The 18,959-nt window shown below is 39.6% G+C and carries 19 protein-coding genes; 12 read left to right on the top strand and 7 right to left on the bottom strand.

Annotated elements, in window-relative coordinates; genetic code table 11:
- Positions 1-137: 137 nt before the first annotated feature.
- The 6 genes from GQO39_RS01095 to mnhG are packed head-to-tail and all read left to right on the top strand — an operon-like array spanning position 138 to position 6,189.
- On the top strand, positions 138-3,059 hold the full coding sequence (locus GQO39_RS01095; protein ID WP_156850582.1) for a monovalent cation/H+ antiporter subunit A: 2,922 nt from the start codon (positions 138-140) through the stop codon (positions 3,057-3,059).
- The gene (locus GQO39_RS01090; protein WP_156850581.1) at positions 3,059-3,400 is read left to right on the top strand and encodes a Na+/H+ antiporter subunit C; all 342 of its coding nucleotides are present in this window, start codon (positions 3,059-3,061) and stop codon (positions 3,398-3,400) included. The genes GQO39_RS01095 and GQO39_RS01090 overlap by 1 nt, the downstream gene beginning before the upstream one ends.
- The gene (locus GQO39_RS01085) at positions 3,400-5,022 is read left to right on the top strand and encodes a monovalent cation/H+ antiporter subunit D (protein WP_156850580.1); all 1,623 of its coding nucleotides are present in this window, start codon (positions 3,400-3,402) and stop codon (positions 5,020-5,022) included. Before GQO39_RS01090 ends, GQO39_RS01085 begins: the two co-directional genes overlap by 1 nt.
- Positions 5,019-5,504: a Na+/H+ antiporter subunit E gene (locus GQO39_RS01080; protein ID WP_156850579.1), complete on the top strand. Its 486-nt coding sequence runs from the start codon at positions 5,019-5,021 to the stop codon at positions 5,502-5,504. The genes GQO39_RS01085 and GQO39_RS01080 overlap by 4 nt, the downstream gene beginning before the upstream one ends.
- Positions 5,501-5,782: a K+/H+ antiporter subunit F gene (locus tag GQO39_RS01075; protein WP_156850578.1), complete on the top strand. Its 282-nt coding sequence runs from the start codon at positions 5,501-5,503 to the stop codon at positions 5,780-5,782. Before GQO39_RS01080 ends, GQO39_RS01075 begins: the two co-directional genes overlap by 4 nt.
- Entirely contained in the window at positions 5,779-6,189 is a 411-nt protein-coding gene (gene mnhG, locus GQO39_RS01070; RefSeq protein ID WP_156850577.1) for a monovalent cation/H(+) antiporter subunit G, read from the top strand. Before GQO39_RS01075 ends, mnhG begins: the two co-directional genes overlap by 4 nt.
- A gap of 16 nt (positions 6,190-6,205) precedes the next feature.
- On the opposite strand, the gene GQO39_RS01065 is transcribed toward mnhG, so the two are convergent.
- The 4 genes from GQO39_RS01065 to GQO39_RS01050 all read right to left on the bottom strand — a co-directional run bounded on the left by GQO39_RS01065 (position 6,206) and on the right by GQO39_RS01050 (position 9,170).
- Positions 6,206-6,607: an MliC family protein gene (locus tag GQO39_RS01065; RefSeq protein ID WP_156850576.1), complete on the bottom strand. Its 402-nt coding sequence runs from the start codon at positions 6,605-6,607 to the stop codon at positions 6,206-6,208.
- A gap of 17 nt (positions 6,608-6,624) precedes the next feature.
- A complete protein-coding gene (locus GQO39_RS01060) occupies positions 6,625-7,020 on the bottom strand; it encodes an MliC family protein (RefSeq protein WP_156850575.1) in 396 nt (131 codons plus the stop codon).
- 409 nt (positions 7,021-7,429) lie between these two features.
- On the bottom strand, positions 7,430-8,563 hold the full coding sequence (aroB, locus tag GQO39_RS01055; protein ID WP_156850574.1) for a 3-dehydroquinate synthase: 1,134 nt from the start codon (positions 8,561-8,563) through the stop codon (positions 7,430-7,432).
- Positions 8,538-9,170, bottom strand: a complete 633-nt coding sequence (locus tag GQO39_RS01050) for a shikimate kinase (RefSeq protein WP_156850573.1) — start codon at positions 9,168-9,170, stop codon at positions 8,538-8,540. Before GQO39_RS01050 ends, aroB begins: the two co-directional genes overlap by 26 nt.
- 260 nt (positions 9,171-9,430) lie before the next feature.
- Here GQO39_RS01050 and GQO39_RS01045 point away from each other — a divergent pair, with 260 nt between their 5' ends.
- From GQO39_RS01045 to GQO39_RS01035, 3 genes are all read left to right on the top strand, one after another.
- The gene (locus tag GQO39_RS01045) at positions 9,431-10,369 is read left to right on the top strand and encodes a site-specific tyrosine recombinase XerD (RefSeq protein ID WP_156850572.1); all 939 of its coding nucleotides are present in this window, start codon (positions 9,431-9,433) and stop codon (positions 10,367-10,369) included.
- 78 nt (positions 10,370-10,447) lie between these two features.
- Positions 10,448-11,404 carry an acetyl-CoA carboxylase carboxyltransferase subunit alpha gene (locus tag GQO39_RS01040; RefSeq protein ID WP_156850682.1) on the top strand — a complete coding sequence of 319 codons (957 nt, stop codon included), beginning with the start codon at positions 10,448-10,450 and terminating at the stop codon, positions 11,402-11,404.
- Positions 11,405-11,441: 37 nt separating this feature from the next.
- Positions 11,442-12,191 carry a L,D-transpeptidase family protein gene (locus GQO39_RS01035; RefSeq protein ID WP_156850571.1) on the top strand — a complete coding sequence of 250 codons (750 nt, stop codon included), beginning with the start codon at positions 11,442-11,444 and terminating at the stop codon, positions 12,189-12,191.
- Between the two features lie 423 nt (positions 12,192-12,614).
- Here GQO39_RS01035 and GQO39_RS01030 read toward each other — a convergent pair whose 3' ends face one another.
- The 3 genes from GQO39_RS01030 to GQO39_RS01020 all read right to left on the bottom strand — a co-directional run bounded on the left by GQO39_RS01030 (position 12,615) and on the right by GQO39_RS01020 (position 16,195).
- The gene (locus GQO39_RS01030; RefSeq protein ID WP_198039396.1) at positions 12,615-13,676 is read right to left on the bottom strand and encodes a CobW family GTP-binding protein; all 1,062 of its coding nucleotides are present in this window, start codon (positions 13,674-13,676) and stop codon (positions 12,615-12,617) included.
- A 5-nt stretch (positions 13,677-13,681) separates the two neighbouring features.
- Entirely contained in the window at positions 13,682-14,788 is a 1,107-nt protein-coding gene (locus GQO39_RS01025; RefSeq protein WP_156850569.1) for a D-alanyl-D-alanine carboxypeptidase family protein, read from the bottom strand.
- 600 nt (positions 14,789-15,388) lie between these two features.
- Positions 15,389-16,195, bottom strand: a complete 807-nt coding sequence (locus tag GQO39_RS01020) for a lysophospholipid acyltransferase family protein (RefSeq protein ID WP_156850568.1) — start codon at positions 16,193-16,195, stop codon at positions 15,389-15,391.
- Positions 16,196-16,318: 123 nt separating this feature from the next.
- Here GQO39_RS01020 and thiD point away from each other — a divergent pair, with 123 nt between their 5' ends.
- The 3 genes from thiD to GQO39_RS09380 are packed head-to-tail and all read left to right on the top strand — an operon-like array spanning position 16,319 to position 17,880.
- Positions 16,319-17,182 (top strand): bifunctional hydroxymethylpyrimidine kinase/phosphomethylpyrimidine kinase, encoded by an 864-nt coding sequence (thiD, locus tag GQO39_RS01015; protein WP_156850567.1) that lies wholly within the window; start codon positions 16,319-16,321, stop codon positions 17,180-17,182.
- 12 nt (positions 17,183-17,194) lie between these two features.
- The gene (locus GQO39_RS01010) at positions 17,195-17,761 is read left to right on the top strand and encodes an NADPH-dependent FMN reductase (RefSeq protein ID WP_156850566.1); all 567 of its coding nucleotides are present in this window, start codon (positions 17,195-17,197) and stop codon (positions 17,759-17,761) included.
- A complete protein-coding gene (locus GQO39_RS09380) occupies positions 17,758-17,880 on the top strand; it encodes a hypothetical protein (RefSeq protein WP_256375693.1) in 123 nt (40 codons plus the stop codon). Before GQO39_RS01010 ends, GQO39_RS09380 begins: the two co-directional genes overlap by 4 nt.
- Positions 17,881-18,959: the final 1,079 nt, after the last annotated feature.

The following is an 18,959-nucleotide window of genomic DNA, read 5'->3' as shown; positions in this document are numbered from 1 at the left end:
CGTGCGGCGGCAGTTTTTTAAATTTTAAATGCTTTTAAGTTTTATTAAATCTTATTATCATTAAGTGTGGGATGGGGGATAATGTAAATTTTATTTTGTCGATGACAAAATGTTAAGGGCAGGATGGAGCTTAAAGAATGACAACACGGGAAGCAATGTTGATATTGCTCGTTTTGCTTCCCTTTTGTGGAAGTGCTGTTATTGGATTTTTTCGTTCGACAGCAAAAAATAATGAAGCGTGGTTTGCGGGAGCCATTGCGCTTTTCAGTTTTCTTTTTACAATAATGCTTTATTCTGCAGTTCGCGGAAATCGTGTAGTGCGTTTAGATATTTCTTGGCTTCCAGAATCGGGAAGTGATTTGATTCTCCGTATGGATGGTCTATCGTGGCTTTTTTGCTTGCTCATTACAGGAATTGGACTGCTTGTTGTTGTTTATGCGCGTTATTATATGGATTCAGCAGATTCTGTACCGCGGTTTTTTTCTTTTTTTCTGGCCTTTATGGGGTCGATGACAGGAATAGTCTTATCAGGAAATCTTATCTTTTTGGTTGTTTTTTGGGAACTTACTAGTATTTTTTCCTTTTTGTTGATCGGGTATTGGTATCATAACGCGAGTGCACGTGAAGGTGCTCGTATGGCTTTAACGATTACAGGCTTTGGTGGTTTTGCCCTTTTTATTGGAGTTTTACTGATTGGCAATATCGTTGGCAGTTTTGATTTGGATAAGGTATTGCAGTCGGGCGATATGATCCGATCAAGCCCTCTTTATAATCCTGTTCTTATTTGTATTTTACTGGGAGGGTTAACAAAAAGTGCGCAGTTTCCGTTCCATTTTTGGTTGCCTAATGCGATGGCTGCTCCAACGCCTGTATCGTCTTATTTGCATTCGGCAACAATGGTGAAAGCAGGATTGTTTTTGCTTGTTCGGTTATGGCCGGTGCTTTCTGGGACAGAATCTTGGTTTTGGCTGGTTGGCTTTTCAGGTCTCTCAACACTTTTGCTTGGTGCCTATTTTTCCATGTTTCAGCAAGATTTAAAAGGGTTGCTTGCTTACTCAACGATTAGCCATCTTGGATTGATTACCACGCTTTTAAGTCTTGCTAGCCCACTTGCATGTGTTGCGGCGATTTTTCATATGGCCAATCATGCTACTTTTAAAGCTTCTTTATTTATGGCCGCTGGCATTATTGATCATGAGACGGGAACACGTGATATGCGTAAGCTGACAGGTCTTTATCGCTCTATGCCTATTACTGCAACTCTTGCTTTAGTCGCGAGTGCAGCGATGGCGGGGGTTCCTTTATTGAATGGTTTTTTATCGAAAGAGATGTTTTTTGCTGAAGCGGTTGAAACGCATATGGAGTCATGGCTTGATTGGATTGCACCTTATGTAGCAACACTGGCTAGTCTGTTTAGTGTGACCTACTCTATACGTTTTATTCATGGTGTCTTTTTAGGACCAAAACCTATTAGTTTACCGAAAACTCCTCATGAACCACCGCGTTTTATGCGTTTACCTATGGAACTTTTGGTGTTTATTTGTTTGGCAGTTGGTATTTTTCCTAATTTAACGATAGGGACTATTTTGGATAATGCTGTTGTTTCTGTTTTAGGGCCGATAACAATTCCTTATAGTTTGGCTGTTTGGCATGGTTTTAATACTCCATTAATGATGAGTTTGGTGGCTTTATCAGGAGGGGGATTGCTCTATGCTGTTGGGCATCGTTATTTTTTATCCTGTGATGATGGGCCTCCTTTTTTTCGTCACTTGAAAGGACATCGTATTTTTGAACGCATTCTCGTAATTATTTCTTGGAAATGGGCACGTGCAGTGGAATCTATTTTGTCAACACGTCGCTTGCAAATACAGTTACACTGGATTTTTGGTGTTTGTTTTACATTTGTTGGTCTTTTGCTTTGGTGTGATGGTTTCATTCCTGTAGGTTCGTTACCACTTTTTCCGCTTGATATTCCTTTTCTTGCTCTTTGGGTGGTTGGCGGATTGTGTGCGCTTTTAGTTGCTTGGCAAGCAAAGTTTCACCGCCTTGCATCACTCATGCTCTTAAGTGGCGCTGGCTTAATGACTTGTGCAACCTTTTTATGGCTTTCTGCACCAGATTTAGCAATAACGCAATTGGTAGTTGAAGTTGTGACGGCTGTCTTATTGTTGCTTGGTTTGCGGTGGTTGCCTAAGCGTTTGCATAATCCTGTTCCAACGCCTGTTCGTTTTTTTGTGCGTTTGCGTCGTGCACGTGATTTTGTCATAGCTATTGTGGGAGGTGTCGGGGTAGCGTGGCTTTCCTTTACGATGATGACACGTCCTCAAAGTACGAAAGTTTCCGATTTTTTTCTTACCAATGCTTATTCGGGTGCTGGTGGTCGCAATGTTGTGAATGTGTTGTTGGTGGACTTCCGTGGTTTTGATACTATGGGAGAAATTGTCGTTTTAGGTGTTGTCTCACTCACTGTTTTTGCTCTTTTAAGACGGTTTCGTCCTGCTCCTGAAAGTATTGATGCGCCTTTTCAACAACGTATTCAGAAAGCTTTTGATATGGCACAGCCTGATCGGAATGTGGGGGATACAGTGTTGAATTATCTCATTGTTCCTGCTGTTATAATGGGTTGGCTTTTTGCAATTATTATCGCTTTTTCGGTTTATTTATTTATACGGGGGCATGATCTTCCAGGAGGTGGATTTGTCGGTGGTGTGACTCTAGCGATAGGTTTTATTTTGCAATATCTTGCACGTGATATTCGTTGGGTAGAAAATCATTTGAGAGTTTTGCCCTTGCGTTGGATGGGATTTGGTTTATTGTTGTCAGTTACAACGGGAGTTGGGGCTTGGTTCGTTGGGTATCCTTTTTTAACCTCTTTTTTTCAGTATATACATCTTCCGTTGATTGGGAATGTTCCTATGGCATCTGCTTTTTTGTTTGATTTTGGCGTGTTTTCTCTTGTGTTGGGAGCAACTGTTCTCATTTTAATTGCACTTGCACATCAGTCAGTTCGTAGTTACCGAATCGGTAAGAAACCTATTCTGGAGGAGAAGGAAAATTAATGGAAATTGTTCTTTCTTTGGGTATTGGTGTGCTTGTTGGATCAGGCATTTGGCTTGTGCTACGCCCACGAACTTTTCAAGTTATTCTTGGTTTGTCTTTGATGTCCTATGGTGTCAATCTTTTTATATTTTCAATGAGTAGACCGCGTAGCAATGCTGCACCGATTGTTGATCCTTCTATGGTGATCAATCCAGAAAATTATGTCGACCCTCTTCCACAAGCTTTGGTTTTAACAGCAATTGTGATTGGTTTTGCAACGACAGCTTTATTTTTGGTTATACTTCTGGTTTCACGAGGATTAACAGGTTCAGATCACGTTGATGGACGTGAGGTGCAGTGATGGAAGCTTGCGTGCAGCATCTTCTCATTTTGCCTATTCTTTTACCTTTAAGCACTGGAGCACTCCTCCTTTTTTATGATGAACGCCGTTCAAAACTTAAATCATTTATAAGTCTTTTTTCTGCGGGGTTATTGGTCATTATCGCTGTTTTATTGATCATGCGTGCTCTTGAAGTTGCTCCGGCTTCCCACGTTTATCGACTTGGTAATTGGCCTTCTCCTTTTGGAATTGTTTTGGTTCTTGATCGCTTAAATGCTATGATGCTTTTACTTTCCAGCTTGTTGATGATGAGCGCGTTAGTTTTTGCTCAGGCTCATTGGTATAAAGCAGGTCCTCATTTTCAGTCATTGATGCAATTTTTTATGGTTGGAATAAACGGTGCTTTTTTGACAGGTGATTTGTTCAATTTATTTGTGTTTTTTGAAGTTATGTTAACGGCTTCTTATGGGCTTGCATTGCATGGTTCTGGTCAGTTTCGTGTGCGTGCGGGGTTGCATTATGTTGTGGTTAATCTTGTTGCTTCATTGTTTTTTTTAATTGGTGCGGCTCTCATTTATGGAGTCGTTGGCACCCTTAATATGGCTGATTTGGCTGTAAAAATAAGGCATATAGCTGCGGAAGATATTGTTTTATTCGAAATAGGTGCTGTATTTTTGGGTATTACTTTTTTACTAAAAGCGGGCATGTGGCCACTTAATTTTTGGTTGATGCCGACTTACAGCGCAGCGGTAGCGCCTGTTGGGGCTTCTTTTGCGCTTTTGAGCAAGGTGGGTATTTACGTTATTTTACGTTTGACGTTGTTATGGTTTGGTCCTGAAAGTGGATATTTTAACCATTTCGGTTATACGATTTTATTTTATGGTGGGCTTGCCACTATGGCTTTTGGTTTTGTTGGGGTGTTGGCTAGCCAAGTTTTGGTACGTTTGGCATCCTATAGCGTTCTTGTCTCTTCTGGTACATTATTGGCAGCGATTGGGATCGGTAATACAGCGCTGACAGCAGGTGCGCTCTTTTACATTGTTTCTTCAACTTTAGCATTTGGTGCTTTTTTTCTTCTGGTGGAGTTGGTTGAACGTTGCCAAGATGTCGCTGCTAATGTTTTGACTGTCACAATGGAAGTGTATGGTGATGATGAAGAGGAAGAAGATGATGAAGTTGGTACTTATTTACCGGTAACTTTAGCAATTCTGGGGGCTTGTTTTAGTATTTGTGCTATTTTGATTATTGGTTTACCACCTTTTTCTGGTTTTGTCGCTAAATTTATGATGTTCACGGCAATTTTAGACCATACTAAGGGAGATTTGTCTGCTTCTTTACCAGTTTACTATGATTGGTTCTTTGTGATTTTTGTTACCCTCTCTGGTTTTGCGGCTTTGATTGCTTTGACACGAACGGGTATTCGAACTTTTTGGGTTTCTCTTGAGGGAAGGATTCCGCGTGTGCAGGTCATAGAATTCGCACCAATTGCTATTCTTCTTGCTTTGTGTTTCCTTATAACAATTGCAGCTGGTCCTGTTAGTCATTATATGTCTGAAACAGCAAAGACTTTGTATGATCCCCAAAATTATATTGGGAGCGTTTTAGGTGATTTTTCTCTTGAAAAGAAGGAGATGAATCAATGAGCTATTTTTGTCCTTTCCCTTTTTTCAGTGGTATTATTGTTTTTATGTGGTTGACCTTAAACGGTTTTAGTTTAGGCCAATTTTTTTTAGGTATTATAATTGCTTTGTTTAGTGGTTGGGTTATGCGGTTTCTTGAACCGGAAAAGATTACGATTAAAAACTGGGGTGCAGTTTTTCGTCTCGTTTTTCGTGTGTTTATCGATTCTATACTTTCAAATATTTCGGTGGCTTACTTTGTTTTAACAAAAAAGTCTAAAAAACAGCAGTCGGGTTTTATTGTCGTGCCTCTTTTGCTCGAGAGTCGTACCGCTTTGGCGGTTTTAGCATGCATCTTTTCTGTCACTCCAGGAACCGTTTGGATTGCCTATAATAGAAAAAATGGTGAGCTTTTGCTTCATGTTTTGAATTTTAAAAATGAATATAACTACCAACAGTTTATCAAACAACGGTATGAGCAATTGCTTTTGGAGATTTTCTCATGAGTATGATGATCCTTTATTGGGGGATTTTGCTTTCGCAGTTTTTTTTAGGTTTGGCGATGATTCCAGCGCTATTTCGGTTGATTTGTGGTCCACGAGCGCAAGATCGGATTGTGGGGTTGGATGCTCTTTATATAACCACAATTCTTTTGTTTCTTACATTTGATATTCGTTCAGGAACAACCATTTATTTTGTAGCAGCTCTCATTATTGGACTTTTAGGCCCTGTATCAAGCATTGCTTTGGCAAAATTTTTAATGCGGGGAGAGATTATTGAATGAACGATGATGTATCGCTTGTGGTTGCTATTGCCATCACAGTTTTTTTTATATTGGGATCTGGTCTCACACTGATTGGAGCGATAGGATTGGTGCGTCTTTCCAGTTTTTATAAGCGCTTGCATATGCTTTCACTGAGTACAAGTTGGGGGGCGGGTAGTATTCTTATTTCCTCGTTTCTTTATTCAATATTTGTGGACCATCACTTTGTTTTTCATGAAATATTATTGATGTTTTTTTTACTTGTGACAATACCTGTAGCTTCCATGTTGGTATCGCAAGCGGGGGCTTACCGAGACCATTCAGAAAATGAACAAGAAAAACCGCTGGCTCTTTTGTCGCGTCAGATGGAAGAACAGATATCCATATTAGAAGGAACATCATGCGATAAGAACCAGCGTGATTTCTAGTATGTAGGAACTTTCTTTATTCTGTGCCTTTTTCTTCTACACAGTTGAGGGGCATTTCCTCCTTTGGATCGTTAATGAGGTCATAAAATGTCGCCTCATCTTTTTTTGTCCACCAAATATATTGAGCTCCCACATATTTTGCTCCAGAAGCGGCAATGACATTGGAAGCGATGATGCGCTTTCCGTTCCATTTGAGATCAACTAACGCAATCTCACCGGCATTGTAGTAGGTTGCTTCAGCACGCTCTTTTTTTGTTTCGGTATTACCAGTATTACATTGATAGACTATGGTTTCTTTTGTTGGTTCTGGATCGTCTGGCACCTCAATGACCAAAGAACCAGCAAAAGCACTGATTGAACTAAACAGAGATAAGCTTAAAACGCCTAAAAATTGTAAATTAAAAAATTTTTTTTTCATAATGTTTACCTAGTTATTTAGAATAATAGCATTGTTTCATCCTTACAGTGGATGAGTTTTTTTCCTTCTGGGTCGTGAACACGGTTATGAAGCGTGACTTCGTTGTTCATTTCCCACCAAATATATTGTGCCCCTTCATATTTTTTCCCTGTATCGGCAATGACATTTGCAGCAATAACGCGATCACCTTTCCATTTAAAATCAACCAATGAAATATTATCGGCATTGAGATAAGTTGCTTCAACACGCTCTTTACTTTTTCCAATATCACATTGATAGGCAATGGTTCGTGTTGTTGGCTCTGGATTGTCTGGTACTTCTAAAGTTAAAGTAGCAGCCAAGGTACTGCCTGAGCTAAAGAGTGATAGACTTGAAGCGGTCAAAAATCCTAAAATATGCAGAGTTTTTCTCATAATGCTTCCCTATATTAAGCAGAAGAATAATTTAACTTATGTGATGGTGTCTACGGCAGGATTCGAACCTGCGACCCCAGGATTCATACCACTTCGGTTTTCACCGCCAGCTTTACAGACTGTGTGTGGTCTGGACTGTCTCTTCACCTTAAAGCTTATGCTCTTTAGGCGCTGCCCGTTCAGTCTCTACACCTTCCTCTCTTTTGAAGAGAGGCTTGGCTCGGGATTGGCATGGGGAAGTTCCCATAAAGCTTTCCCCGAATTTGAGCAGATCCACTTTGAGGATTTCTCCTTAAAGCGCCCAATTTCTTCAGGAATCCTGTGCTCTATCCTACTGAGCTACGCAGACATCATCATGTTTATTCCTTTAATAGAAGTATAAAAACGAATCAATTATATTCAATATGAATTAACGAATTTTCGCTAATTTTTGTTCCAGAAAAGTTAGAACTGCCTCTGAGGAGACATTTTTTGCAATAAATGATTGGCCAAGTCCGCGTGTTAAGATGAAGGTCAAATTGTTTTTTGAGACTTTTTTATCTTGGGAGATGAGAGTCATCAGCGTTTCAGCATCTGGTAGCTTACCTGGAATATCCTGTAGTTGTGTAGGCAATCCCACTGCTTTAAGGTGTGTTTCGATGCGGTGTGTGAGTGTGGGGTTTATTAAATTCAGTTGAGCGGAGAATTGGTAAGCTAGAGTCATCCCAATTGCTACAGCTTCGCCGTGGATTAAACGGTTTGAGTCGTAAGCTGTTGCTGTTTCAAGCATATGTCCAAATGTATGACCAAGGTTTAAGAGTGCGCGTTCTCCTGTTTCGTATTCATCGCGTGCTACAATGTGAGCTTTAAATTGGCACGAGCGGACGATGGCTTCTGTTCGCATAGGGCCATTAGAAAAAATTTTTTGCCCGTTTTTTTCAAGCCATTCAAAGAAATCAGGCTGGTTAATGAGTCCATATTTAACCATTTCAGCGTAACCAGCACGAAATTGGCGCAATGGGAGTGTATCAAGGATACGAGTATCAGCGATAACACAACGTGGTTGATAAAAAGTACCAATAAGATTTTTACCATATCGGCTATTGATTCCAGTTTTTCCACCAACAGAAGAATCAATTTGTGCAAGCAACGTTGTGGGTATCTGAATGAAGTTCATGCCGCGGCGTATGATGCTTGCGGCAAACCCTCCTAAGTCACCAATGACACCGCCACCAAAAGCAATAACGCTGTCACCTCTTTCTAAACGTGCAGCAAGAATTTTATCAATAACAGTTTGCAGAGTTGAAAATGATTTTGATTGTTCTCCTGCTTCTACAATAATAGGAACAGCATGAATTTTATTTTTTGTTAACTCTGCCTGTAATGTATCCAAATGAAGGGATGCAACATTTGTATCTGTAACAACTGCCAAACGAGTCTGATAAGAATCTGTTTGGTGAAGAGAACGTTTAATCTGCAAAGCAGTTTGAGCAATGAGATTTGGGCCAATAATTATATCGTAACAGCGCTTGTCTAGTTTAACAGTAACGGTTTTGGCTTGCATGTTTGTTATTCCTATCGTTATCCTCTGTAGAGAGGTAGTGCTGCACAGATCGTATGACATTTTTTGCTACGGTATGACGACTTTCTTTGTGACTGTTAATTGTTAAATTTGCTTTTGCATAGATAGGATAACGCTGTTTCATGAGTTTTTTCATGGTTTCTTTAGGGTTTTCTGTTTGAAGAAGTGGTCGGGTTGGACGCCGTGAAACACGTTTCATGAGGATATCAAGATCAACTTTGAGCCAGATAGATATTCCATTTTGATGAATAGCTTTTCGGATGTTTTGGTTTATGTAGGCACCGCCACCCGTTGCTAAAACAAGAGGTTTTTTTTTAATGAGATTTAGAATAACACGCTGTTCAAGAGCACGAAATTCCGGTTCACCATAAGTTTCAAAGAGTTCAGTAATGGTCATTTGGGCAGCTTTTTCGATTTCCTGATCAGAATCGTAAAAGGGTAAATTGAGTATGGTAGCAACGCGTTTTCCGATCACTGATTTGCCTGCGCCCATAAGACCTACAAGTACAAGTGCTCGTGTATCAAGAGTTGATAAGAGCTGCTTCTTTATCTGTGTTGTCAAGATATATTTAGGTTGATTACTTTTCATAGCTTATTTCGGCATTTATCTGCTTTAAAGTCAATTCCTGTTAATCTTTGTAAGGTATGATAAGAGGTAGAGTATTTTGTAAATAGTTTATTATCTTATGCCAACATTGACCAGATTTTTGATGATTCTTTTCATTTCGCTTGCTATCCTTTTTAGTATAATGGTTGCCCTTACAGTTTGGGTTGAACCGGTAACTGTGGATACTTATATCAACGTCCCCTTGGATTCATTAGATCTTTTTTCAAAAGTGAATGAATGAAATGAAAAGTGATGCTGTGATAGATCATTTTCTTGAGATGATGAGTGCGGAGCGAGGGGCTTCTCCTCATACGCTTGCGGCTTATCAGCATGATTTGCAGTGGGCACAAGACGAATTGTCTACGTATTCTGTTTCACTTTTTTCAGCACAAAAAGAGGATTTAATTGCTCTTTTATCGCTTATGCATACTCTTGGTTTTGCAGCATCTTCACAAGCACGCCGTTTATCGACTTTGCGTCAATTTTATCAATTCCTTTATGCGGAAGGATTGAGAGCAGATGATCCTTCTCATGATATTGACGTGCCTCGTCAGGGGCGTTCTTTGCCTAAAATTGTCAGTGAAGATGGGGTAACAAAATTGCTTGATTTGGCGCAGTTGGAAGTGAATCAAGCAGATTATGGGTCTAAGGATTATCTTCGCGCATTACGTCTTCAGGTATTGATTGAAATGCTTTATGCAACAGGGCTCCGTATTAGTGAATTGGTGAGTCTTCCAGTGCAGGCTGTTCGAGGTAAGGAGGCTTATATTTTTGTTTGCGGTAAAGGTAAAAAGGAGCGAATGGTGCTGTTATCAAAAAAAGCATGTCAAGTTCTTTCACAATGGTTAGTATTGCGTGATCAAGGAAAGGATACGGCAAGTCTTTACCTTTTTCCTGCGCATTCAGAAACAGGGTATATTGCTCGTCAAGTTGTTGCACGGGAGTTAAAAAGGCTTGCCAGAAGGGCAGGAATAAAAGATGACAGCTTGTCTCCCCATGTGTTGCGCCATGCTTTTGCTAGCCATCTTTTGCAGAATGGTGCTGATTTGCGTGCAGTTCAACATTTATTAGGTCACTCTGACATTGCTACCACCCAGATTTATACACATGTTTTGGAAGCAGGACTTTATCATTTAGTCAATGAGCATCACCCACTTGCTGATGAGCAGAAGGCTGGGTAAAGAAAAGGTGATGTTTTTGAAAAATACTTTATAAAGCGAATTATAAGTGTATAAGTGACACCAAATAAGTTAGGTACAATGTATAATTATCTTGATTTTGAAAAACCAGTTGCTGATCTTGATGGGAAAATTCTTGAATTAAAACAGATTTCTCAAGAAGAAGGCAGTCTTGATATGAGCGACGAGATTGCGCGTCTTGAAATGCGTTCCCAGACGGCATTGCGTGATATTTACAAAAAATTATCGCCATGGCAAAAAACACAAGTGGCTCGTCACCCTGATCGCCCGCATTTTATGGACTATTCTGCACGTTTGCTGAGTGATGTTACACCTTTGGCAGGAGATCGCAAGTTTGCTGAAGATGAGGCTATTCAAGCGGGTTTCGCCCGCTTTAAAGGTGAAGCTGTTGCGTACATAGGTCAAGAGAAAGGTCACGATACACAAACTCGTTTGCGTTATAATTTTGGTTCTGCACGTCCAGAAGGGTATCGCAAAGCTGTACGTATTATGGAAATGGCGGACCGTTTTGGTTTGCCATTACTCACTTTTGTGGATACAGCAGGGGCTTATCCTGGTGTGAGCGCTGAAGAGCGCGGCCAAGCAGAAGCAATTGCTCAATCAATAGCGGCAACTTTGCGCTTAAAGGTTCCTGTTGTTTCGGTTGTTATTGGAGAAGGCGGTTCAGGGGGGGCGATAGCAATTGCTGCGGCCAACAAAGTGTATATGCTAGAACATGCGATTTATTCTGTCATTTCTCCTGAAGGGGCGGCTTCTATTTTATGGCGTGATCCTACTCGTGCGAAAGATGCTGCAATGAATATGCGTATTACTGCCCAAGATTTGTATCAGTTAAAGATTATTGATGGCATTATTCCTGAGCCTTTGGGAGGTGCGCATCGAGGAAAAGAGACTGTGATTGATGAGACGGGTGATGTTATTTCAGAGGCTTTAAAGGCTATGGCTGGCAAAGGTGGGGAAGCTCTTAAACAAGACCGTTGGGAAAAATATCTTCAAATTGGCAGATCTCTAGCATAAATGATTTTTGTGAGGGGATAAATTGGAGTTTTATTTGATGACATTCGACAGATACATCACAATGTGTGTTTTGTTTGCAATGGGAATATTGACGGCATGTGGGGTAAGATTGCCAGCTTCTATCCGTGCTAAAGTTGAGCAACCGCTACCGCAAGAAATTCAAAATAGAATGGTTTTGTATAATATTGATCCCCATGCGCCGATTATGATGCGGTTTTTTAAGGAAGAAAATATTGCCGAAGTTTGGAAACAGTCCCGTTCAGGACCTTTTGTACTCATGGCGCGCTATGGCATTTGCAAATGGTCCGGTCAGCTTGGACCTAAATATAAGGAAGGGGACTTTCAGACTCCAGAAGGTTTTTACACTGTTAGTGCAAACCAAATGAATCCTTATTCGAAATATTATCTTTCTTTTAATATAGGATTTCCTAACCTTTATGATCAAATCCATGGACGAACAGGAAGCAATCTTATGGTGCATGGTTCTTGCTTTTCTGCTGGTTGTTATTCCATGAGTGATAAGAATATGGCACAGATTTATGCTTTTGCACGTGATGCTTTTAGAGGAGGACAGAGGGAATTTCAGTTGCAGGCTTTTCCTTTTCGCATGACTGATGCCAATATGACGCGTCATAAGGATGATCCTCATTATCAATTTTGGGTTATGCTTAAAGAAGGTTATGATTTCTTTGAGGAGAATCGTAAACCTCCAAAGATTGACGTTTATGAAAAACGTTATGTTTTTAATCATAATGCTGATCAAATTTCAGCTGCTTTAGCGCAGTGAGTGCCAATTTTATCGTAAAATGGGTTCCCTTTGACTGCTTTGTTCTTTTATCTGTATGTCGAGTATTGCCTTTCAATATGGGTGATATAAGGCACATTTATGCATATTGAAAATGCAATGTCATTTCTGACTGATTTTAGTTTTTGGCATTAACTAAGTGGAAAAGTGTGTCGTTGAATGGAATATTTAGAGCAGAGTTTGTTTGGTAGCTTATGAAATGAATCACATAAATGATAGGCAGTTAGTATCTATTTAAGATAAATTAGTCTGATTAGAGATCGATAGGGATTAAGAATCTTCGTCCTTTAGAGTGGGGGAAAGGAAAAAATGATATGTTAGCGTTTGTGGTGAGATGTTATAGAGAATATTCTAAAATTCACAGTGTAATCTATTAAAGATTTTTGTTCAAAAGAAGGAAAGAAGTTAAAATTTCATTCCTGGAATAATCAGAGGATTATCCAATATGGAGGTTTTGTCTGCGGTATCTATTGCTGGTTTGTTTAAAAAAGCATTAAGGAGTTTTTGTATCGCTTCTTTCTCAACACCATCGGCAATGATGACAAAACGCGTTTGTGTGATTCCTTTTGGCCATGCTGGAAGTCTTATTGGTGGGTGGAAGAATGTCTGTATACCGTGTAATACAAGTGGGCGCTGTGGGTCGTCGCGTAATGCAATAATTGCTTTAATACGTAATAATTTTGCACCATAAAGATTGTTTAGGAGATCTAAAAAAGTTTCGATAGTGGCATAATCTATAGGTTCTTCACAGTCTAATGAGAAGGCGCGAATGGTCAAATGGTGAGCATGATCGTGAAGAGCTGGCGTGAGCCATTGTTTCAGTTGTGTATTCTCTCCTTTTTCATCCCATAATGTTTTATTTATTAATATACTTGGGCAGCAATGATCAGAATGCACATCGATGATTTGTGCTGTAGGGTTAATCATTTTGAGTGTGTTAATGAGCGTATTTAAAAGCACTTTTGAGGCAGTAAGGTCTGTTTTTGTGAGGACAATTTTGTCAGCAAGTACTAATTGTTTGCGTATTTCAGGGTAATGTTCGAGTATGGAAAGTGTGCTTAATGTATCAAATGTTGCAAGAATAGCATCGATAGACACTGCTTGAATTAAGGTAGGATGGCTTAGAAGAGATTGTACAATAGGGACTGGATCAGCTATCCCTGTTGTTTCAATGATAATGCGATTGAGTTGTTTGATATTTTCTCTATGAACGCGATCAATCAAATCTGTCAGTGTATCAATGAGATCACTGCGCAGATCGCAGCATAAGCAACCATTGGCGAGTTCAATAATTCCTTCTGTCGTCTTTTCAACCAGAAAATGGTCTACACTTATTTCACCAAATTCATTGATTATAACAGCACTTTCAGCCAAGAGAGGGTCGCGTAGCATGCGGTTGAGTAAAGTTGTTTTGCCAGAGCCTAAGAAACCAGTAATAAGAGTAAGAGGAATGCGTTTTTTTTTCATATTCATTATTCGCTGTGGCTTGCGGCTTTTGTTATAGGGTGGTTTGCTTGTTTTTTATACGAAGTATGGAATTTTTTTAGCGGCTTTGCTTTTGCTTTACGCGTTGGTGGTGCAGAAATGAGGCGCACTGGTAAAGGAAGAGAGGGAGTAGGTGAAGCAGCAATTAAAGGTGAGGTGAGGATAATATTTCCTTGATCATCATAAGAATTGGCGTGCATTTTTACGGCTTCAGGTGTACAGGTTTGTTGTTTCATGTTGGTCGCTTGTGCTCTTTTCGTTCCATAGGGTTTTAGTGTTACCAATGTTGTTTGCAGCGATCCTTGGCGCAAAAAACCTGTTTCAAGCAGTTGTGCGGCTTTTTCTTCTCTTTCACTCACATTGTTAGATCCTAAAATGACGGCAATAATTGTGCGTTTATTGCGGGTTGCTGAGGCAACAAGATTGAAGCCAGAGGCACAGATAAAGCCTGTTTTCATGCCATCTATTCCGTTAAAACGACCAATGAGGTTGTTTGAATTGGGTTGGATTTTTCGTCTGTCACCAAAATCAATGGCTGGTATAGAAAAATAATGGGCATATTGGGGAAATTCTCGACGAATTTGAACCGCTAAAAGAGCAACATCGCGTGCTGTGGAATAATTGTATGGGTTTGGTAATCCACTTGCATTAGAAAAATGCGTTCCAAACATTCCTAAGTGTTGAGCTTCACTATTCATTCGTTGCACAAAAGCTTCTTCTGAACCTGCAACCGCTTCACTCATGGCAATAGCCAAGTCATTGGTGGAGTTAACCAGAGTAATGCTTAAGGCTGTATCAAGTGTGAGAACAGAACCAGCTTTGTAACCTGAACGGTGTGCGGGAGCTTTCGCCGCATATTCGCTGATGGTGATGTGTTTGTTGGACGAAATTCCCCCTGTGCTCATGGTGCGAAAAATGACATAAGCAGTCATTAATTTTGTTAAGGAGGCAGGATACCAGCGTTCAAAGGCTTGATTGTGCTCTAAGATGCGGCCAGTTGCAACGTCAACAGAGATAAAGGGTTGAGCTAGAGCAAGGGTACTTGTCAAACTCAAAAAGAAAGATAAAAACAGACGATGAACAAGTTGTTGCATTAAGTCCAATACCTTCTTATCATTGATTTAAAATTACTTTAATGTAGTACATAAAATTTTTGAGTCCATGGTTATAGAGAACAGATAGTTAATACTCTGTGAGTTTTTTTCAGGGGTAAAACCAACGCTTATCTTTATTTTCCTCCTTGAATTCGGTTTTGCTCATTGCAAAATTCTTTGGAGTAATATCGTTTCATTAACGAAGGCTGTACAATATTTCACATTCTCTAATGGTATCATGCTTGTAGAAGCGTTCATTATGCTGTTTATTTACGGACTTGCTTTAAAAAAGCATTTCACTTTGCCTTCTACTTTAGTTACTGTTCATGAAGAGTGTAACATAAAGCGTTTTGGGTATCACCATCTCTATGCTTATGAAGGTGTACATTGGTGTTATATACTCTCAATGTTATAATTTTTTTTATATTTGAGAGCGTTTATAAAAGGTATATTCACCTCTTTTTCAATTTTTCTATACACCGCTCTCTCTTATAACGGATAACCAAACTTTTTGATGATTCGTTACAAGAGAGAAAATAAGATATCCTGTATTTGGTACTTTTAAATCAATATGAAAGGTAATAAATTATTGTTTATAAATCAATATGTTGATTCCTGATGATTCAGTTTTTGAAGTTTTTTCACAGCGCAGGGTGGCATAGGGGGAGGGCTAGGATCTTGGGCTGCTAATAAGAGCAATTCATCACAGGCTTTTTCTGTTTTTTGGACGAGTTGGTCTAGAAAATCGCGTTTGCTTAAACCAGCTTCTATGGGAGGGAGAATGCGAACACGGATTGTTCCGGGATAGCGGCGGAAATTGCCTCGTGGCCAATATAAACCAGCATTGTGCGCAATGGGAACAACTTGAAGTCCCAATTCATTGTATAGAGCAATAATCCCTGATTTATAATCTGGTTCCTGTCCTGGCTGTCGGCGTGTTCCTTCGGGAAAGATCAAAATTTGGCGCCCTTGTTTTGCTTTTTCTTTTGCTTTTTGTATGATGGTTTTTAAAGCTTTAATGGGTGTTGTTCGGTTTATGGGAATAATTTGTGTTTTTGCCATGTACCAGCCAAAAAATGGAATCCACGTCAGTTCACGCTTTAGGATGAGAGCGGGATCATCAAAATAGGGGACAAGGCTGAAAGTTTCCCACGCAGATTGATGTTTGGGAGCGATAATATAGGCTCCCTTAGGGAGATTTTCTAAACCTTCAATTTCATAGTTTGTACCCGCAATATATTTTTGCAAAAAAAGTGTGACACGCGCCCATGTTTTAGGCACAATCCACGCTTTTTTGCGTGGCATGAGAAAATAGATGGGAGCGTAAAGAATCATTTGTATAAAAGTTGTTGTATAAAAAGCGAACGTAAAAAGAAGAGAACGAAGGATAAGCACTATATTTTCCATTTTATATCTGCAAAGAGATTGTATATAAGGTACTTTACACGAGAAAACATCTTTCTTTATGTTTTTTCAAAAGTCTATTTTTAGCTATTTTCTGTTATTTAAAAACATGAGGAAAAAAGACTAATGAGCTTGCAGGGGAGCCAAAACACTTTTTTTATTCCACGGATTTTATCTATTGCAGGGACTGATCCTTCTGGTGGCGCTGGAATGCAAGCGGATTTGAAAGTTTTTTCAGCCATGAAAACTTATGGTATGAGTGTGGTTACAGCTGTTGTTGCACAAAATACACAAGGTGTACGTGCTTTTCAGGCGTTGGATGCTTCTTTTGTCGCTGATCAAATTGATTCTGTTTTTGAGGATATCCATGTTGATGCTGTTAAAATTGGTATGGTGGCCAATGCTCAGATTGCACAGATTATAGCAGAGCGTCTTGCTTATCACAAAGCGCGCTTTATTGTTTTTGATCCCGTTATGGTTGCGAAAAGTGGCGATGTTCTTTTAAAGCCTGATACAATTGAAATTATGCGTGATGTTCTTGTGCCGATGTCAACACTTATTACACCTAATTTGTCTGAGGCTGCCATGTTGTTGGGATGTGAAGTGCAATGGTCATTAAATGCTATGTACAAATATGCTCCACAGCTTCTGGCTTTAGGTTGTAATGCAGTTTTGTTGAAGGGAGGACATTTGACCACTCTTGCTTGCAAGGGTACAGCAAATTACGATTGTTCTAGTCCAGACCTTTATTGTGATCGTGAGGGGATTGTGACGCTTGAAGCTTCACGTATCATAACTACCAATGATCACGGTACGGGTTGTACTATTTCAGCTGCAATTGCAGCTTTATTGCCTACACAGCCTTTGGTTTGCGCAGTTAAACAAGCAAAAGACTATTTGCATGGGGCTTTATCTGCTTCAAGCGTTTTGCAAGTAGGGAAAGGTCGGGGACCGCTTCACCATTTTTATGAACTATGGGATAAAAGATAAAGGAGAACCTTATTGAATATTGCTATTATTTTGGGGTCTATACGTCAACCCTCGTTAACAAGAACTTTAGCTGACTGCTTGGCTGATTGTTTGTTGACGCGTGGTGCATCTCTCCATTGGGTTGATTTACGTGAACAGCCTTTGCCGATTACTGACCCAGATTATCATAACCATGTAGAGTCTAATCCAAGTGCTGCCGTTCGTCAGTTTGTTAAAACAATTGCGGCAGCTGATGGTGTTATTCTCGCTAGTCCTCTTTATCAAGGGTCTTATTCGGGTGTTTTAAAAAATGCTCTTGATAGTTTGGCCTATGATGCTTTTTTAAAGAAACCAGTTGGGCTTATCTCTCATGGTAGTACAGCTAAAAAATGCGCACAGCCGTGTGAGCATTTATTGCCGGTTGTGCGCACGCTTTACGGTTATCCGCTACAATGTCAAGTAGCTTCATCCAAAGAGGATTTTACATCGGATGATGAAGGTCGTACATGGAAAGTCATAAGTGAAGAGGTACGGGCACGTTGTGAGCGGCTTGCTAATGAAATGTGCGCATTTTTAAAACAAAAGGGTGGGGGGATATGATAAGACATGGTGAACAATATCGTTATTTAGTAGTAGGTGGTAGGGGAATGCTTGCTCTCTTGTGTCAATCGTTAGAACTGCAAGAAGTGATTATTGTAGCGCGCTTTCTTTTTCATTAAGTCTAGCTTGAAGCATTGCAAAAAAACTATGTGTGTACCATTGGATTATTTATTATTGTGTAGCTTCGCTGGCACAATTTTTAGAAGTTATGATGCAATGGCATGGGCTAAAATATTGCCTATCGTGGGTTCATTTGCTTGCTCACGCATTTTCCTGTGCGTTGATTGAGGTGGTTAGCTCTTTTGGCTAAACAACCGTGTATTCTTCATGTTTTTGGTTCCAGTGTTAATGATTGAATGATTGTTGATTGCGCACACAAAAATAAGGTTGATTTAATACCAGTTAAATTAATAAGGAAAATAATGCCAAATGGTTGGCGGTGGCTTACCCATCAGAAGAAGAGCCTATAGGTAGTGAACGCAATGAACAGTTATGTGAATGAATAAAAATTGTGATTATTTGAGATGGCGAATTGGGTGAGTTTTTTTGTATATTCTTTTGAAATGTCAATACTTGTTATGAACAGGGCAATTTATTGATTACTTTAATCGTACTAGAAGCTTCAAATAAGGGAAAACAAAACAGCGAAAAATAGAAATTGTGGAAACAGATCATCAAAGGGTTAACTTGACCCTTTGATCAGTCGTGATGCACTTTTAGTCTACAAGGTGTAAGTTTACCACTTTACTCTTATGATGAGGAATAGGTGCAAGTTGCACCTATTCCTCAAGGAGCGATGGTGCAAACATTGCACAGTTACATACTGAAGAGAAATTCGGTCAAATTGACCGAATTGCTCGAACGTTTTTTCTCTTTCAACAATGTGCATTAGATAAGAAAAGACTATCAGTCAATTTACCCTAAAAGAGGTCATCCCATCTTATCATGCTGCTTCTCAAATAATGCGATTCCCGCTAAAGAACTCATCACCACAAATTGCGATTTTTAGGATGAAGAAAAAGATGTATTAAAGGGTCTTTAAATGATCTTTGAAAGCTCTTTGAAGACCTTTTGAAAAAAATAAATTGCTGCAAAATCTAGTGGCAAAATATACAAAACCCGCCGTCACGCTACACTAGTGGTAATGTAGTTTGACAGTAGGTTTTATACTAAGTGGGAAGAGGTGGGATTAGGTAGG

The organism is Bartonella refiksaydamii (assembly GCF_902652675.1).
Lineage (GTDB): Bacteria > Pseudomonadota > Alphaproteobacteria > Rhizobiales > Rhizobiaceae > Bartonella > Bartonella refiksaydamii.
The sequence above is the reverse complement of the archived record's forward strand: the minus strand, read 5'-3'. Positions and strand labels throughout refer to the sequence as shown.

Excerpts from the sequence above, each read along its gene's own strand:
- GQO39_RS01050 (WP_156850573.1), bottom strand. The coding sequence starts at position 9,170 with ATGAAAAGTAATCAACCTAAATATATCTTGACAACACAGATAAAGAAG.
- GQO39_RS01075 (WP_156850578.1), top strand. The coding sequence starts at position 5,501 with ATGAGTATGATGATCCTTTATTGGGGGATTTTGCTTTCGCAGTTTTTT.
- GQO39_RS01045 (WP_156850572.1), top strand. The coding sequence starts at position 9,431 with ATGAAAAGTGATGCTGTGATAGATCATTTTCTTGAGATGATGAGTGCG.
- GQO39_RS01090 (WP_156850581.1), top strand. The coding sequence starts at position 3,059 with ATGGAAATTGTTCTTTCTTTGGGTATTGGTGTGCTTGTTGGATCAGGC.
- mnhG (WP_156850577.1), top strand. The coding sequence starts at position 5,779 with ATGAACGATGATGTATCGCTTGTGGTTGCTATTGCCATCACAGTTTTT.
- GQO39_RS01080 (WP_156850579.1), top strand. The coding sequence starts at position 5,019 with ATGAGCTATTTTTGTCCTTTCCCTTTTTTCAGTGGTATTATTGTTTTT.
- GQO39_RS01085 (WP_156850580.1), top strand. The coding sequence starts at position 3,400 with ATGGAAGCTTGCGTGCAGCATCTTCTCATTTTGCCTATTCTTTTACCT.
- GQO39_RS01065 (WP_156850576.1), bottom strand. The coding sequence starts at position 6,607 with ATGAAAAAAAAATTTTTTAATTTACAATTTTTAGGCGTTTTAAGCTTA.
- GQO39_RS09380 (WP_256375693.1), top strand. The coding sequence starts at position 17,758 with ATGATAAGACATGGTGAACAATATCGTTATTTAGTAGTAGGTGGTAGG.
- GQO39_RS01060 (WP_156850575.1), bottom strand. The coding sequence starts at position 7,020 with ATGAGAAAAACTCTGCATATTTTAGGATTTTTGACCGCTTCAAGTCTA.
- aroB (WP_156850574.1), bottom strand. The coding sequence starts at position 8,563 with ATGCAAGCCAAAACCGTTACTGTTAAACTAGACAAGCGCTGTTACGAT.
- GQO39_RS01035 (WP_156850571.1), top strand. The coding sequence starts at position 11,442 with ATGACATTCGACAGATACATCACAATGTGTGTTTTGTTTGCAATGGGA.
- thiD (WP_156850567.1), top strand. The coding sequence starts at position 16,319 with ATGAGCTTGCAGGGGAGCCAAAACACTTTTTTTATTCCACGGATTTTA.
- GQO39_RS01020 (WP_156850568.1), bottom strand. The coding sequence starts at position 16,195 with ATGGAAAATATAGTGCTTATCCTTCGTTCTCTTCTTTTTACGTTCGCT.
- GQO39_RS01025 (WP_156850569.1), bottom strand. The coding sequence starts at position 14,788 with ATGCAACAACTTGTTCATCGTCTGTTTTTATCTTTCTTTTTGAGTTTG.
- GQO39_RS01040 (WP_156850682.1), top strand. The coding sequence starts at position 10,448 with ATGTATAATTATCTTGATTTTGAAAAACCAGTTGCTGATCTTGATGGG.
- GQO39_RS01030 (WP_198039396.1), bottom strand. The coding sequence starts at position 13,676 with ATGAAAAAAAAACGCATTCCTCTTACTCTTATTACTGGTTTCTTAGGC.
- GQO39_RS01095 (WP_156850582.1), top strand. The coding sequence starts at position 138 with ATGACAACACGGGAAGCAATGTTGATATTGCTCGTTTTGCTTCCCTTT.